This window comes from Lentzea rhizosphaerae, assembly GCF_042649515.1.
GTDB classification, from domain to species: Bacteria; Actinomycetota; Actinomycetes; order Mycobacteriales; family Pseudonocardiaceae; genus Lentzea; species Lentzea aerocolonigenes.
In genome coordinates, this window is record NZ_JBHRZI010000011.1 from 1362447 (window position 1) to 1378296 (window position 15850).

Annotated in this window: 12 protein-coding genes; 5 read left to right on the plus strand and 7 right to left on the minus strand. The window is 68.7% G+C overall.

From position 1 onward, the window contains the following. The first annotated feature begins 18 nt into the window (after positions 1-18). Together ACFOWZ_RS14305 and ACFOWZ_RS14310 are read left to right on the plus strand one after the other, a co-directional pair. Positions 19-1230, plus strand: coding sequence for a right-handed parallel beta-helix repeat-containing protein (locus ACFOWZ_RS14305; RefSeq protein ID WP_382372412.1), 1212 nt, complete (start codon positions 19-21; stop codon positions 1228-1230). Further along, entirely contained in the window at positions 1227-1871 is a 645-nt protein-coding gene (locus ACFOWZ_RS14310; RefSeq protein WP_382372414.1) for a hypothetical protein, read from the plus strand. Before ACFOWZ_RS14305 ends, ACFOWZ_RS14310 begins: the two co-directional genes overlap by 4 nt. On the opposite strand, the gene ACFOWZ_RS14315 is transcribed toward ACFOWZ_RS14310, so the two are convergent. From ACFOWZ_RS14315 to ACFOWZ_RS14335, 5 genes are read right to left on the minus strand one after another with little or no spacing between them, the layout of a single operon-like run. Continuing rightward, positions 1849-2727, minus strand: a complete 879-nt coding sequence (locus tag ACFOWZ_RS14315) for a ribokinase (protein WP_382372416.1) — start codon at positions 2725-2727, stop codon at positions 1849-1851. The genes ACFOWZ_RS14310 and ACFOWZ_RS14315 overlap by 23 nt on opposite strands. Then, the gene (locus tag ACFOWZ_RS14320; protein WP_030465654.1) at positions 2724-3641 is read right to left on the minus strand and encodes a substrate-binding domain-containing protein; all 918 of its coding nucleotides are present in this window, start codon (positions 3639-3641) and stop codon (positions 2724-2726) included. Before ACFOWZ_RS14320 ends, ACFOWZ_RS14315 begins: the two co-directional genes overlap by 4 nt. Positions 3642-3669: 28 nt before the next feature. Next, entirely contained in the window at positions 3670-4575 is a 906-nt protein-coding gene (locus ACFOWZ_RS14325) for an ABC transporter permease (RefSeq protein ID WP_030465653.1), read from the minus strand. Then, complete coding sequence (locus ACFOWZ_RS14330) at positions 4572-5981, minus strand: sugar ABC transporter ATP-binding protein (RefSeq protein ID WP_382372419.1); 1410 nt, start codon at positions 5979-5981, stop codon at positions 4572-4574. The genes ACFOWZ_RS14325 and ACFOWZ_RS14330 overlap by 4 nt, the downstream gene beginning before the upstream one ends. Continuing rightward, complete coding sequence (locus ACFOWZ_RS14335) at positions 5978-6943, minus strand: LacI family DNA-binding transcriptional regulator (protein WP_382372692.1); 966 nt, start codon at positions 6941-6943, stop codon at positions 5978-5980. The genes ACFOWZ_RS14330 and ACFOWZ_RS14335 overlap by 4 nt, the downstream gene beginning before the upstream one ends. A gap of 103 nt (positions 6944-7046) precedes the next feature. Here ACFOWZ_RS14335 and ACFOWZ_RS14340 point away from each other — a divergent pair, with 103 nt between their 5' ends. Both ACFOWZ_RS14340 and ACFOWZ_RS14345 read left to right on the plus strand, forming a co-directional pair. Next, positions 7047-8945 (plus strand): DUF2339 domain-containing protein, encoded by a 1899-nt coding sequence (locus ACFOWZ_RS14340; protein WP_382372421.1) that lies wholly within the window; start codon positions 7047-7049, stop codon positions 8943-8945. 80 nt (positions 8946-9025) lie between these two features. After that, positions 9026-10105 carry a YncE family protein gene (locus ACFOWZ_RS14345; protein WP_382372423.1) on the plus strand — a complete coding sequence of 360 codons (1080 nt, stop codon included), beginning with the start codon at positions 9026-9028 and terminating at the stop codon, positions 10103-10105. Here the strand turns inward: ACFOWZ_RS14345 and ACFOWZ_RS14350 are convergent. Beyond that, on the minus strand, positions 10036-12114 hold the full coding sequence (locus tag ACFOWZ_RS14350; protein WP_382372425.1) for an MMPL family transporter: 2079 nt from the start codon (positions 12112-12114) through the stop codon (positions 10036-10038). The genes ACFOWZ_RS14345 and ACFOWZ_RS14350 overlap by 70 nt on opposite strands. Before the next feature lie 157 nt (positions 12115-12271). On the opposite strand from ACFOWZ_RS14350, the gene ACFOWZ_RS14355 reads away from it, so the two are divergent. Beyond that, positions 12272-12991, plus strand: a complete 720-nt coding sequence (locus ACFOWZ_RS14355) for a TetR/AcrR family transcriptional regulator (protein WP_382372427.1) — start codon at positions 12272-12274, stop codon at positions 12989-12991. 70 nt (positions 12992-13061) lie between these two features. Here ACFOWZ_RS14355 and leuS read toward each other — a convergent pair whose 3' ends face one another. Continuing rightward, entirely contained in the window at positions 13062-15839 is a 2778-nt protein-coding gene (leuS, locus tag ACFOWZ_RS14360) for a leucine--tRNA ligase (RefSeq protein ID WP_382372429.1), read from the minus strand. Positions 15840-15850: the final 11 nt, after the last annotated feature.

Below are 15850 nucleotides of genomic sequence, written 5' to 3' on the forward strand. Positions count from 1 at the left end.
GCAGTACGGTGACCGGCTGTGCGCGCTCCGTACACCCTTGCAGCAGTGCTCCTGGTCGCCGGATGCTCGTCGGCGGCGCAACCGAAGCTCGGTCCCGAGATCAACGTCCCGGCGCAGCTGAACACCATCCAGGCCGCCGTGGACGCGGCGCAGGAAGGCGCGACCATCCTCGTCGCTCCCGGCGTCTACAAGGAGACGGTGCAGGTGAGGACCAGGGGCCTCACGATCAGGGGAGCCCAGCGCGGCAGCGTGATCATCGACGGGGAGGTCAAGCGCACCAACGGGATCGTGGTGACTGCGCCGGACGTGTCGGTGCAGAACCTGACCGTCCGCAACCACACGCTCAACGGCGTGCTGATCACCGGACTGTCCGAGAACGGCGGGATGGGCCGCGGCAGCAACGGCTACACCAAGCTGGACACGCAGAAGTTCCCGCCGTTGCAGGGCTTCCGGGTCTCGTACGTGACGGCCAGCAACAACGCGTTGTACGGCATCTACGCGTTCGACGCCCAGCACGGCGTGATCGAGCAGAGCTACGCGAGCGGCAGCGCGGACTCCGGGTTCTACGTCGGTCAGTGCAAGCCGTGCGACATCGTCGTGCGCGGCAACGTCGCCGAGCGCAACGCCGTCGGCTACGAGGGCACGAACGCGTCCGGTCGGATGTACGTGCTGGGCAACAGGTTCAGCGGCAACCGCGTCGGCATGACCTCGAACTCCGACTACCAGGAGGCGTTCGTCCCTCAGGAGGACGCCACGTTCGTCGGCAACCTCGTCTCGGACAACTCCGAGGCGCTCTCACCGGCGCAGGCCGACGGGGCGTTCGGGCTCGGCGTGGGCATTGCGGGCGGCACGAAGAACCTGCTGTCTCGCAACCTGATCACCGGCAACCCCGGCACCGGCGTCGCACTCGGGTCGAGCGAGGACCTGCCGCCGGTCGACAACAGGTTCGACGACAACGTGATCGTCCGCAACGGCCAGGACGTGCTGTACGCGGCCACGAAACGCGCACCCGGCCGGAACAACTGCTTCGACGACCGCTGCTACGACGGGGTCGGCGAGCCTCTCCGCAACCCCGCGGCACCGCGCGGAATCCCGTTCAACCAGGTCGCCGCGCCGCCGGACCAGCCGGAGATGCCGAAGGACCCGTTGCCGGACAAGGCACCGAGCGTCGAGAGGTACGGCATGCCGACCGAGGAGCTGTTCGAAGACCGCGCGGCGGTGCGGTCGTGAGGAAGACAGTTCTCGTGCTCGCGCTGGCGCTGGTGGCCTGCGGTCCGACACCGCGCTCGTTGACGGTGGCAGAGGCAGAACGTCTGGCGCTGGTGCGGTTCGCCAACTACACGACCGGCGTCAGCGCGTTCACCGCGTCCGTGCCGTCGCCCGGCGGCAAACTCCTGCTGGACGGCCGGGTCGACTTCGTGAACCACCGCGGCAACGCGGACATGCGCACCGACGGCCGCGACGACGAGTTCTCCAAGGGCCTGCTGCAGTGGAACCTCGGCAGGGTGGCGTTCGCGGTGGCGCCGTCGGCCGACTGGCAGGTCCGCGAACTGCAGGAACGCGGCGCCGAACTGGACGGCGCGTTGCGGCTGCTGGTGAACCTGGGTGCGGACCGGCCGGAGAACGCCCAGCTGCTGCTGCAGAGCTCGGCGCGCTGGCTGCGTTCGGACAAGGTCGGCGACACGGCCGTCGACGTCTTCGAGGGCCCGAAGCAACAGAACGCCGCAGAAGCACGAGTGCGCTACTGGCTCGACTCCGACGGCAAGCTCCGCAGACTGGAGGCCAAGCTGGGCAACTCCGAGGAGCTCGCCGTCTTCGACTTCACCGGATCCGGTGGAACCGTGCAGGTCATCCTGCCGCTGGCGAGCTGACCTCGGCCGCGGTCGGGTAGGACGGCTGCGCGCCCGCCTTCGTGACGGACAGGGCGGCCACCTTCGCGGCGTACTTCGCGGCGTCGACGAGGGTGTCGCCCTCGGCGAGGCGTGCGGACAGCGCGCCCGCGAACGCGTCACCCGCGCCGGTCGTGTCCACCACCTCGGTGACCTCGATCGACGGCACCTCGGTGGTGCCTTCCTCGGTCACCACGGCCGCGCCGCGTGCGCCGAGCGTGACGACCGCGGACTTCGGACCCAGCTGCAGCAGACCCTCGAAGCCGGAGGCGAGCTGCGCGGCCTCGTGCTCGTTCACGATCAGCGTCGTGAGCTTCCCGAGCGTCTCGGCGGGGATCTCGGCGACGGGCGACAGGTTCAGCACCGTCCGCACGCCGGCCGCGTGTGCGACGTCGATCGCGTGGATCACCGTCTCCAGCGGCACTTCCAGCGAGCACGTGAGCACCTGCGCGCCGTCGAACGACACGGCGTCCACATCGGACGACGACACGTCCGCGTTGGCACCGGGCGAGACGACGATGGAGTTCTCGCCATCGGGAGTCACGGTGATGTACGCGATTCCCGTTGGCCGCTGGGAGGTCTTCACCAGCGAGGTGTCCACACCGGACGACTCCAGCGACTCGCGCAGCAGCGAGCCGTACCCGTCGCCGCCGAGTGCGCCGATCAACGCGACGGAGGCGCCGACGCGTGCGGCGGCAACGGCGGTGTTCGCGCCCTTGCCGCCGGGCAGCACGACGGTGTCGCCGCCGAGCACGGTCTCACCGCCGGCGGGCCGCCTGCCGACCTCGACCACGAGGTCGGCGTTGGCGGACCCGAGAACAAGCAGAGGCTTCGTCACTTCAGGAACTCTGCCACGTTCTGCTTGGTGATGACCTTGACCTCGACGTCCACGACCTGCTGGACGGGCTCGCCCTTCGCGGCCTTCACCGCCTGCTCGACGGCCTTGGAGCCGAGCAGCTTCGGCTGCTGGGCGACGGTGGCGACGAGCGTGCCGTCCTGGATCGCCTTCAGGCCGTCCGGCGTGCCGTCGAAGCCGACGACCATGACGTCCTTGCCGGCACGGGCACCGAGCGCCTTGATCGCGCCGAGCGCCATCTCGTCGTTCTCGGCGAAGATGCCCTTGATGCCGGGGTGGCCCTGCAACAGGTTCGTGGTCTCGTTGAGGGCCTTGGCGCGGTCGAAGTCCGCGACGGCGGTGGCGACGACCTTGATGTTCCCGCTGTTCAGGCCCTGCTCGAAGCCCTGACCGCGGTCACGCGACGCCGACGCGCCCGAGATGCCCTTGAGGTGCGCGACCTCGCCGGAGGTGGAGCGGCCGAGCTCGATGGCCGCGAGGCTGCCGCCCGACACGTTGTTGGAGGCGACCTCGGCGGCGACCTTGCCCTCGACCGAGCGGTCGACCGAGATCAGCGGGATGTTCGCCATCTCGGCGGCCTTGGCGGCTGGCGCGGACTGCTTGGAGTCGACCGGGTTCAGGATGATCGCCTTGACGCCCTGGGTGACGAGCGTCTGCACCTGGTTGACCTGGTTCGTCGCGTCGTTCTGCGCGTCGACCACGGTCAGCTTGGCGCCGAGCTTGTCCGCCATCTCCTGCGCGCCCTGCTGCAGCTCCACGAAGAACGGGTTGTTCAACGTGGACACCGCGAGGCCGATGGTGATGCCGCTGCCTCCGGACGCCCCTGTACCGCTGCACCCGGTCGCCAGAAGAGCTGCGGCACCGAGCGTCAGCGCGATCCGTCGGGTCACCTTCATTGGTGTCTTCCTTACCTGTTGCGGGATATCAGCGACGGCGAAGTGAGTCGAGCAACGCGGCGAGAGCGATCACCGCGCCGATGACGACCTGCTGCCAGAACGGCGGCACTTGCAGCAGGTTGAGGCCGTTGCGCAGGACGGCGAGCACAAGTGCGCCGACCAACGTCCCGGTGGCGCGGCCAACGCCACCGGACAACGACGCACCGCCGATGACGACCGCGGCGATGGCGTCGAGCTCGTAGCCGACCGCTGCCTGCGGACCGGCGGACCCGAGCCGTCCCGCGAGCACGAGGCCCGCGGCGGCGGCGAACAGGCCGGACAGGGCGTAGATCCACAGCTTCTGCCTGCGGACGTCGATGCCGCTGAGCTTCGCCGCTTCCTCGTTGCCGCCGATCGCGTACATGCGGCGGCCGAGGTTGGTGCGCGTGAGGATCAGGCCGGTGACGCCGAAGAACGCCAGCATCAGCAGCAGCGGCAACGGCAGGCTCGGCGCGAGGTTCGAGCCGAGGAACGTCACCAGGGCGTCGGTCTCGTGCGGCTGCCCTTCGGAGAACACCAGCGTGAGACCGCGGGCGACGCTCAGCATCGCCAGGGTGGCGATGAACGGCGGCAGCTTGCCGTAGCTGATCAACGCGCCGTTCACGAGACCGCACAACGCACCGACGACCAGGCCGAGCGGCCCGGCGGTGAGTGCGCCGACCATCGCTGCCAGCGCGGCGATGCTGCCGACGGACAGGTCGATGCCGCCCGCGACCACCACGAACGTCATGCCGAACGCCATGATCGCGATGACCGCGGCCTGAACGCCGACGTTGAGCAGGTTCTGCGCGGTGAGGAACGCCGGCTGCATGACCGCGATCACCACGGCGAGGACGAGCAGCCCCGCCAATGCGCCGTTCTCGCTGGCATAGCGTCGGATGCTGATCGTGCTCATGCTGAGATCTCCTGCACGGCGAGTGCCATCACCTGGTCTTGGGTTGCGCCCTTCGGCAGCTCACCGGCCACACGGCCGTGCGCCATCACGACGACGCGGTCGCTCATCCCGATCACCTCGGGCAGGTCGCTGGACACGAGCAGCACGCCCCGGCCCTGCGCGGTCATGCGGTTGATGAGCTCGTAGATCTCGACCTTGGCGCCGACGTCGACGCCGCGCGTGGGCTCGTCGAGGATCAGCACCTTCGGGTCGGCCAGCAGCCACTTGCCGATGACGACCTTCTGCTGGTTGCCGCCGGAGAGCTCCTTCACCGGCTGCTCGACGCGGCCCTTGATCCGGAGCTTGCCCGCGATGTCGTGCAGGCGCTTTTGGTCGCGGTTGGCGAGCGTCGCCAGCTCGAGGTTCTGGCCGACGGTCGCGGTGAGGACGAGGCCCTGGCCCTTGCGGTCCTCGGGGACGAGCCCGAGCCCCGCCTTGATCGCGGCCTGGACGTCGTTGCGCGGCACCCTCTTCCCGTCGACCTCGACGGTGCCGTAGTCGTAGCCGTCCACGCCGAACGCCGCTCGTGCGACCTCGGTGCGGCCGGCGCCGACCAGGCCGGCGATGCCGACCACCTCGCCCGCGTGGACCTCGATGTTGATGTCGCGGAACGCGCCGCGCCTGGTGAAGTTCTCCAGGCGCAGGAGCGGCTGTCCCGGACGCTGCTCGGCGCGCGGGTACTGCTCGTCGATCGGGCGGCCGACCATCAGCTCGATCATGTGCTGGGTGGTGGCGCGCGGTCCGAGGACACCGACGCTCCGCCCGTCGCGCAGGACGGTGATGCGGTCGGCGATGCGCTGGATCTCGTCCAGGTGGTGGGTGATGAAGACCAGGCCGACGCCGTTGTCGCGCAGCTGGGCCATGATCTCCAGCAGGCGGTCGGTCTCGGTGTCGGTGAGGACCGCGGTCGGCTCGTCGAGGATCAGCACGCCGGCGTTCTTGTCGAGCGCGCGGGCGATCTCGATCATCTGCTGCTGCGCGATGCCGAGGTCGCGGACCTTGGCGTTCGGGTCGACGCTCAGGCCGACGCGGTCGAGCAGCTCAGGTGCGCGGCGGCGCATCTCGGCGCGGTCGACGAAACCGAACCTGCGCGGCAACCGGTTGAGGAACAGGTTCTCCGCGACGCTGAGCTCGGGGACGAGCGCGAGCTCCTGGTGGATCACGGCGAGGCTGGCCTTGCCCTCGATGGTGCCCGCGTCGGGGCCGTGGATGCCCGCGAGGACCTTGACCAGCGTGGACTTGCCGGCGCCGTTCTCGCCGAGCAGGACGTGGACCTCGCCCGCGTTGATGTCGAGGTCGACGCCGTCCAGCGCCTTGGTCGTGCCGAAGTGCTTGGTGATGCCGCGGGCGGTGATCAAGGTCTTCACAGCTCTGCCTCCCCGCACGAGCCGCGCAGCACGAGCTTCGCGGTGAGACGGACGTCGTCGGGCTGCCGGCCGTCGATCAGCGCGAGCAGGCTGCGGGCGGCGGCACGGCCCATCTCGACGGTCGGTTGCGCGATGACCGTGATCGGCGGGTCCAGCAGCGGGAACCACGGCTGGTCGTCGAAGACCGCGAGCGCGATGTCGTGCGGGATCTGCAGACCGCGGGCCCTGATCTCGCCCAGGGCGCCGAGGCCCATCAGGTTGTCCATCGCGACCAGCGCGGTGGCGCCGTCGTCGATCAGCTTGGCGGCGGCCTGGCTGCCACTCTCCTGCCGGAAGTCACCGTGCACGACCTGCGCGGCGCCGCCGAGGGCACCGATGAACACGTCGCTGCGTTCTCTCCCGGTGGAGGTGTCCGGCGGACCCGCTATCACTCCGACGCGGGTGTGGCCGGCGCCGACGAGCCGCCGGGCGAGCGCGGTCAATGCCTCGCTGCCGTCGGCGCGGACGACGGGGCATGTGGCGCCCCTGACCGTCCGGTCGAGCAGGACGAGCGGAACGCCACCTGCGCTCACTTCGCGGACCAACTCAGGGTCGTCGGTCGCGGGGCACAGCAGGAGGCCGTCCACCCGGCGGTCGAGCAGGGTGCGCACGTACGTCGCTTCCTGCTCGGCGCTCTCGTCGGCGTTCCCGATCACGACGCAGTAGCCGTGTGACCGGGCTTCGTCCTCGACCGCTCTCGCGATCTCGGCGAAGAAGGGGTTCAGCAGGTCGCTGATGACCAGACCGAGGGTCTGGGTGCTCGTGGTCCTGAGGGATCGCGCAAGGGCGTTGGGCCGGTAACCGAGCGCCTCGATCGCGGCAAGCACCCGCTCACGGGTCTCGGGAGTCGGCGCGGCATGGCCGTTGAGCACGCGCGACACGGTGGCCGTGGAGACGCCGGCGTGCTGCGCGACGTCCTTCATGGTCGTCACGAGGGCGTAGTTAATCGATTACACATGTATGTAGTCAAGCCGGATGAGTAGGTGTACGGATGTCACCGGGCGTGTCCTGCCTCACCCTGATCACATGGACGGACAGGACCGCCTCGGGTACGAGCAGCGCCTCGCGCTGGAGCTCGCGGCCATCGGGCAACGGCTGGTGACGATCAGCTCGGAGATGCGGGAGCACTCGGCTTCGGTCGCGACCGCACCACCGCCTGCTCCGGAGCCGGTCGTGGCTCCTCCCGTCCCGGCGCCCACCCCACCGCCGAGCCCGTGGGCTCAGCCACACGCGGGGCCCCCGCGTCCTCCAGTGGAGTACGAAAGCTCCCCGCGTACTCCAGCGGGTGAGCCGCAGCAGCCGTGGCCGCAGGCTCAGCAGGCGTGGCCCCCGCCGCAGGCTCAGCAGCCGTGGCCGGTGCAGCCTCCGCCGCCGCGCGAGACGTTGTTCGAGAAGCTCGGCAAGGACGGCGCCGGGTCGAAGCTGCTGGCCTGGGTCGGTGGCGCGATCACCGTGCTCGGTTTCGTGCTGCTGCTGATCCTCGCCATCCAGCGCGGCTGGCTCGGCCCGATGCCGCGCGTGATCGGCGGTGCCGTGTTCAGCGGCGCGCTGGTCGGCATCGGCATGTGGCTGCACCGCAACCCGACCGGTCGCACCGGGGCGTTCGCTCTGGCCGCCACCGGTTTCGCCGGTCTCTACCTCGACGTCATCGCGGCCACCAGCCTGTACGGCTACCTGTCTCCTGGCATCGGCCTCGTGGTCGGGCTCGGTGTCGCGGCGGCTGGTGTCGTGCTCGCGCTGCGCTGGGACTCGCAAACGCTCGCGGTCGGTGTCGTCGCAGCGTGCGCCATCTGTTCGCCGATCTTGACCGAGGGCTTCACCGCCCTTCTCGTCGGCTTCCTGCTGGTGCTGAAGATGGCCAGCACGCCGGTCCAGATCCGGCGCAACTGGCCGGGTCTCGCGGTCGCCGGTGGCTTCCCGCCGATCTTCGCCTCGCTGGTCATGACCGCGATGACGATCCCGGCCGAGTTCGACAGGACCGTGGTCGTGCTCGCCGGGGTGACGACCCTCGTCGGCATCGCCGTGGCGCTGCTGACGATCCGCAAGCGCCCGGACGACGTCGTCGCGGTCGCGCTGATCGCCGGCTCGGCACTGCCTGCCATGTTCGCGACGACGTTGCTGGAGAAGACTTCGGCCTCCCTGCTCGCCGGGGCGGTCGCGGCGGTGCTGCTGGCGATCTGGATGGTGCCTGACCTGCCGAAGGCGTTCACCACGGCGGCCGGCGCGACGGGCATGCTCGCGTTGTTCCAGACGACGGTGATCGCGCTCGACGGCAACGTGCGCTCGGCGATCGTGCTGGCGGAGGCCGTGCTGCTCGCGTTCCTCGCTGCGCAGCTCAACAAGCGCAGCGCGCTGGTCGGCTCGATCGCGTTCGGTGCCGTCGGGTTCCTGATGGCGATCGGGTTCGCCGTGCCGCTCACGTGGCTGGTGGAGGAACCCCGGTACGTCACCGTCACCACCGGCGACTACGCGGCCGGTCTGATCACCGCCGTGGTGCTGGGCGTGTTCGCGGCGACCGTTCCGTGGGCCGCGCTGAAGATGCGGGTGCTGCGCGAACCGGCCAAGCACCCGTTCCCGTGGGTCCTTTCCGGACTCGTGCTCCTCTACGGCGCGGCGGGTGCGGTGCTGTGCGCGGCGCTGCTCGTGTCGCCGGACGAGACCGGATTCCTCTTCGGACACTCGGTGGTCACCGTGTCGTGGACGATCGCCGCGTTGTTCTTGCTGGTCAAGGGAATCAACAACAAGGCGTTGCGGATCTCCGGGCTGATCCTCGTCGGCGCGGCGGTGGTGAAGCTGGTGACGTTCGACCTGGCCGCTTTGGACGGTGTCGCCCGTGTGCTGGCGTTCCTCGGCGCCGGTCTGGTCCTGCTGACCGCCGGCACCAGGTACGCAAAGTTGGTCGCCAGCGCGAAGACTCCGGAGTAGTACTACGACAAGGCAAAGATTTCGCTCGACCGGGTGACGGAAGTAGATCGAAAGCACCCGGAAGTGGTCCCATCGGGCGTATGGCAAAGCCACGCCTCGTGGCCGCGGTTCTAGCGCTCTCAGCGGCCATCGCGGCGATGGGTGTCGGACAACGGCACGACTTCACGACCACCTCGGCAGCGGCGGCTACGCGCGCGTACGTGGTGGGCAAGAGCGGGCTCGTCCAGGTCGTCGACACCAGAACCGGCACGGTCCTCGCGCACGCCGACACGGCGGGCCGCGCGACGGGCCTCGCCGTGTCGCCGGACGGGCGGCGGGTCTACGTGGTCAACGGGTGGACGGGTGCGGTGACCGAGGTCGACCCGGACACCGGTGCGGTCGTCGACAGGCTGTTCACGCAGGTCCAGCTCTCGCAGGCGGCGATGCGCCCGGACGGCCGGCGCCTCTACGTCTCGGCGAGCGGCAGCATCGCGGTGATCGACCCGGAGCACTTCCGGGTCGTCGCCGCGGTCAAGGTGCCCGGCCAGCCGCAGGGCCTCGCCGTCCACCCGAACAACCAGGTGCTCTACGTCGCCAACGCCCAGGACGGCACGGTCGGCATCATCGACACGGCGACGGCGTTCCAGACCTCGACCGTGCAGGTCGGCGGGCTGCCGCAGCACCTCGCGATCTCGCCGGACGGCAAGCGCATCTACGTGAGCGGCATGAGCCTCGGCGAGAAGACACCGGGCACCCTGTCGGTGATCGACACGACCACGAACCAGGTCGTCGGCACGCTGGCCGTCGGCAGGGGAGCGGGCAGCATCGCCGTGACGCCGGACGGCTCGACGGTCTACCTGACCCTGCCGAAGGAGAGCTCGGTCGTCGTGGTCGACACGGCGACCATGACCGTGCGCGAACGTTTGCCGTTCAACACTCCCAGCGTCGCCATCGCGCCAGGCGACCCGAGGGTTTTCCTTGCGACCGGGACGACAACGACCGTGCTGGACAGTTCGAACACGGTGCTCGCCACGTACCGGATGCGTTCGGGCGAGCTGGACGAGGCGAGGCCGCGCCAGTTCGACGCGGCCGTGATCGCCTTCCCGCCCGGTCAGCCGACCGCGACCGGCTTGCGCAGCTCGTCGTCGAAGTCGTCCCATTCGTCGACCGGCTCGTCGTGAAGCGCGAGCCGCTCCTGGATCCGCTTGAGCGGACCGGGTGACCACCACGCGGCGTTGCCCAGCAGCTTGAGCACGGCCGGCACGAGCAGCATCCGGACGACGGTGGCGTCGAGCGCCAGCGCGAGGATCATGCCGACACCGACGAACCGCATCATCGCGACCTGCGAGAACGCGAACGCGCCGGTGACCAGGATCAGCAGCAGCGCGGCCGAGGTGATCACGCGGCCGGTCTTCGCCAGACCGGTCGTGACGGCTTCCTCGGTGGTCGCGCCCTGACCGCGGGCCTCGACCATCCTGCTGAGGAGGAAGACCTCGTAGTCCGTCGACAGGCCGAACACGATGGCCGCCATCAGCACGACGATGCCGGACTCGAGCGGCCCGGGCGTGACGCCGAGCAGGTCGGCTCCGTGGCCCTCCTGGAAGATCCACACCAGCACGCCGAACGTCGCGGACAACGACAGCGCGCTCATGATCACGGCCTTGATCGGCAGCACGACCGAGCCGAACGCCAGGAACATCAGGATCAGCGTCGCGCCGACCAGCAACGCGATCATCAACGGCAGCTTGTCCGCGATGGCGTCGAGCGAGTCCGTGACGATGGCCGTGTTGCCGCCGACGAGGACCTCGGAGTTCGGCGGAGGCGTGAGTGCCCGGACGTCCTTGAGCGCCTGCTTCGACTCCGCGCTCAACGCGTCGTGCTCCAGCCCCGCGGACGCGGACGTGACGCCCTTGCCGGAGCCCGTCGGCTGGACGTCCCCGACGCCGGTGACGTCCTTGACCTTGCCCAGGTACTCCTGGACCGCTGCCTGGTCGCCGCCCTTGACGACGATCTTGAGGCCGGTGTTGGAGAGAGCGGAGAAGTTCTGGTTGATGTTCTCGGTGGCCACGCGCACGGCGTTGCCCTCGGGCAGCACCTTCTCGGTGACCTGGCCGAACTGCACGTTCAGGAACGGCGCGCCGAGAGCCGCGAGCACCGCGATCAGGGGGATGGCGAACAGCAGCGGCCGCTTCATGACCTTGCCGCTCAGGCTGCGCCAGCCGCGCTCGCTCGGCTCCTTCTTGCGCCACGGCATCGCGAGCTTGTCGACCCGGTGCCCGAGCACGCCGAGCAACGCGGGCAGCAGCGTGAGGGACACCAGCGCCGCGATCGCGACCGACGACATGCCGCCGTACGCGAGGGACTTCAGGAAGCCGTGCGGGAAGAGCAGCAGTCCGGCCAGCGCGATGACCAGCAACGTCGCGCTGAACACCACCGTGCGACCGGCGGACGCGACGGTCCGGCCCACCGCCTGTTCGGTGGTGCGGCCCTGGGCGAGCTCCTCGCGGAACCGGCCGACCATGAACAGGCCGTAGTCGATCGCCATGCCCAGACCCAGCAGCGACGCGACGTTGACCGCGAACGAGTTGACGTCGGTGAAGATCGCGATGCCGTGCAGCACGCCCAGCGCACCCATGATCGCGAGCCCGCCGACCACCACGGGCAGGCCGGCGGCGACGAGCCCACCGAAGATGATCACGAGCAGCAGCAGGACCAGCGGCAACGAGAACATCTCGGCCCGCGTCAGGTCCTCCTGCGACATGTCGTTGATGGCCTTCTGGGTGGGCACGAGCCCACCGACCTGCTGGGTGAAGCCGTCGACGGGGAGCTGCTTCTGGATCTCCTCGAACTGCTTGATCTGCTCGTTCGAGTCACCGCTGCTCAGCGTGATGGCGACGAGCGCCTGCTGCTTGTCGTCCGACGGCACCGGCCCGACGGCCTTGAGCACGTCGTCCTTGGGGAATCCGCTGATGTGGTCGGCGATCTTCTTGAGCTCGAGCGGGTTGGCGAAATCGCCGCGATAAATGACGATCACGTCACCGTTCTGCCGCCCGAACGCCTCCTCGGCTACCTTGTCGGCCCGCGCCGCCTCACTGGAAGGAGCCTCGTAACCACCCTGGCTGAGCTTGTCGAACACGCCCAAACCCCACACACCGCCGAGCACGGCGAGCAGTACGGTCGCGATCAACACCACCCACCGGCGGCGATATGCGATTGATCCCCACTTCGCGAACATCGACGACGGCCTCCTGGGTTACCGTGCTGTGAATCCCGTGAACTCTTGTAAACACCGTTCACTAAAACCGTACGGGGCGGTGGACGAGGTCTACAACCCGATGGAGTGACATATGACCGAGGCCACTCGCCGAGAACGGCTTCGCGCTGAGACCGAGCGTGAGATTCGGCAGGCGGCCCGCGCCCTTTTGGTGGAACGCGGCCGCGACGCAGTGACCCTGCGTGCGATCGCACGCGAACTGGGCATCACCGCACCGGCGTTGTACCGCTACTACGACTCGCACGAGGCCCTGCTGCGCCAGCTCTGCGACGACATCTGCGCCGACATGGCAGCCGTCCTCTACGCAGACCTCGCCGCCGACACGACGGGCCAGGTGGGCTGCCAGGTCAGGGCCGTGTGCCGAAGCTTCCGCCGCTGGGCGCTGGCCCACCCGCAGGAGTTCGCACTGGTCTTCGCCTCACCCCGGGACCCGCTGGGAGCAGACCAGTTCGGCTCGGTGTTCCTGTCGCTGGCCGGTCGGCTGATCGCCTCGAACCTGGTGGCCAACCACGCGGACGACGAGGTGCCCGAGGTGCTGCACGAGGACCTGGTGAGGTTCCAGCGGGTGCTGATGGACGCGGTGTCGGTGCACGGCGTTGTTGTCGAGGACTCCGTCCTCAACCTCGGGAAGATCTACCACGTGGTGCAGTCGTGGGTGCGGCTGTACGGGCACGTGGCGCTGGAGGTGTTCGGGAGGTTCCCGTTCGCGGTGAGCAACCCGGAGCCGATGTTCGACAGCATGCTGGATCAGATGCTGACGGACATCGGGTTCCAGGAGAACACCGAAGCTTAGCTGTTTGGCGCGAAAAGCACGTTCGGGCCATCTATCGGCCCGAACGTGCTTTCGCGCCAAACAGGGAGAGCTACAGGACCACGTTCACCAGGCGGCCCGGCACCACGATCACCTTGCGCGGCTCGCCACCGGCGACCAGCTCGGCGATCTTCTCCTCGGCCAGCGCCGCGGCCTTGATCTCGTCCTGCGAGGCAGAAGCGGAGACCACGACCCGCGAGCGGACCTTGCCGTTGACCTGGATCGGGTACTCGACGGTGTCCTCGACCAGGTACTGCTCGTCGGCGACGGGGAACGGGCCGTGCGCCAGCGAGTCGGTGCGGCCCAGCCGGGACCACAGCTCCTCGGCCACGTGCGGGGCCTGCGGGGCCAGCATCAGCACCAGGGGCTCGGCCAGCGCGCGGGGGGTGCCGGACGCGTAGTGCTTGGTGACGTAGTTGTTCAGCTCGATCAGCTTCGCGCCCGCCGTGTTGTAGCGCAGGTTCGCGTAGTCGTCGTGGACGCCGGCGATGGTCTTGTGCAGCAACCGCAGCGCCTCGACGGACGGCTCCTCGTCGACGATGCGCAGCGAGCCGTCGGTCTCGTCGACCAGGTTGCGCCACAGACGCTGCAAGAACCGTTGCGCGCCAACGACGTCCTTGGTCGCCCACGGCCGTGACACGTCCATCGGGCCCATGGACATCTCGTAGAACCGGAAGGTGTCGGCGCCGTACCGTTCGCACATCTCGTCCGGCGTGACGACGTTCTTCAGGCTCTTGCCCATCTTCCCGTACTCACGGCGGACTTCTTCGCCGTTGTAGAAGTACCTGCCGTCTTCCTCGACGACCTCGTCCGCCGGCACGTACACGCCGCGCGGGTCGACGTACGCGTACGCCTGGATGTAGCCCTGGTTGAACAGGCGGCGGTACGGCTCGTCGCCTGTCAGGTGGCCCAGGTCGAACAGGACCTTCTGCCAGAAGCGCGAGTACAGCAGGTGCAGCACCGCGTGCTCGACGCCGCCGATGTACAGGTCGACGCCGCCGGGGTCGGTCGGGCCGTGCTCGGCCGTGCGCGGGCCCAGCCAGTACTTCTCGTTCTCCGGGTTGACGAACCTCTCGGTCTCGACCGGGTCGACGTAGCGCAGCTGGTACCAGCACGAACCCGCCCAGTTCGGCATGGTGTTCGTGTCGCGGCGGTACGTCTTGACGCCGTCGCCCAGGTCCAGCTCGACGGTGGTCCATTCAACAGCGCGCGACAGCGGCGGCGACGGCTCGGTGTTCGCGTCCTCCGGGTCGAACGTGCGAGGGGAGTAGTCGTCGACGTCCGGCAGCTCGATCGGCAGCATCGACTCCGGCAGCGCGATGGCGGTGCCGTTCTCGTCGTAGACGACCGGGAAGGGCTCGCCCCAGTAGCGCTGACGGCTGAACAGCCAGTCGCGCAGCTTGAACTGGACGGTGCCGTGGCCGTGGCCGTTCTCCTCCAGCCACCCGATGATCGTCTTCTTGGCCTCGTCGATCGCCATCCCGTCCAGGAACCCGGAGTTCACCGCGGGGCCGTCGCCCGTGAAGGCCTCGCCCTCGAAGTCCGCAGGAGGCTGGACCGTGCGGATGATCGGCAGGTCGAACTTCTTCGCGAAGTCCCAGTCGCGCTGGTCCTGGCCGGGGACGGCCATGATCGCGCCGGTGCCGTAGCCCATCAGCACGTAGTCGGCGATGTAGACGGGGATCTGCTGGCCGTTCACCGGGTTCGTGGCGTACGCCCCGATGAAGACGCCGGTCTTCTCCTTGTTCTCCTGACGGTCCAGTTCGGACTTCAGGGACGCCGCGCGCCGGTACGCGGCGATGTCTGCCACGCGATCGGGCGTCGCAATCTGGTCCACCAGCTCGTGTTCCGGTGCCAGGACCATGTAGGTCGCGCCGAACAACGTGTCCGGACGGGTCGTGAAGACCTCAATGTTCTCGTCTCCCACCGCGAATCGGACACGGGCACCATGCGAGCGCCCGATCCAGTTGCGCTGCATGGCCTTGACCTTGTCCGGCCAGTCCAGCCGGTCCAAGTCGTCGATCAGCCGATCCGAGTACGCGGTGATGCGCATCATCCACTGGCGCAGGTTCTTCCTGAACACCGGGAAGTTGCCACGCTCACTGCGACCGTCTGCGGTGACCTCTTCGTTCGCCAGCACAGTACCCAGTCCGGGACACCAGTTGACGGGCGCCTCCGACAAGTAGGCCAGCCGGAATTCGCCCAAGATCCTTTGCTGGTCGGCAAAAGACAGCTCAGACCACTTGCGACCGTCCGGAACGTCCCGCTCGCCAGACTCGAACTGCGAGATCAACTCGGCGATCGGACGAGCCTTGCCCGCATCCGCGTCGTACCAGGAGTTGAAGATCTGCAAGAAGATCCACTGGGTCCACTTGTAGTACTCGGGGTCGATCGTCGAGATGCGGCGACGCTCGTCGTGGCCCAGCCCCAGCCTGCGGATCTGGCGCAGGTACGTGTTGATGTTGTCTTCGGTGGTCTTGCGCGGGTGCTGGCCGGTCTGCACCGCGTACTGCTCGGCTGGCAGGCCGAACGCGTCGAAGCCCATGGTGTGCAGCACGTTGCGGCCGTTCATGCGGTGGTACCGCGCGAAGACGTCCGTGCCGATGAAGCCCAGCGGGTGGCCGACGTGCAGGCCGGCACCGCTCGGGTACGGGAACATGTCCTGCACGAACAGCTTGTCCGCGGGAACGTCACCCTTGAGCGCGCCGACCGGGTTCGGCGCGTGGTAGGTGCCGTGCTCCTCCCAGTACTGCTGCCACCGCTTCTCGATCTGGTTCGCCAGCTCGGCGGTGTAGCGGTAGGCGGGGATCTCCGCCGCGTCCGTGCTCATTTCAACGTCCC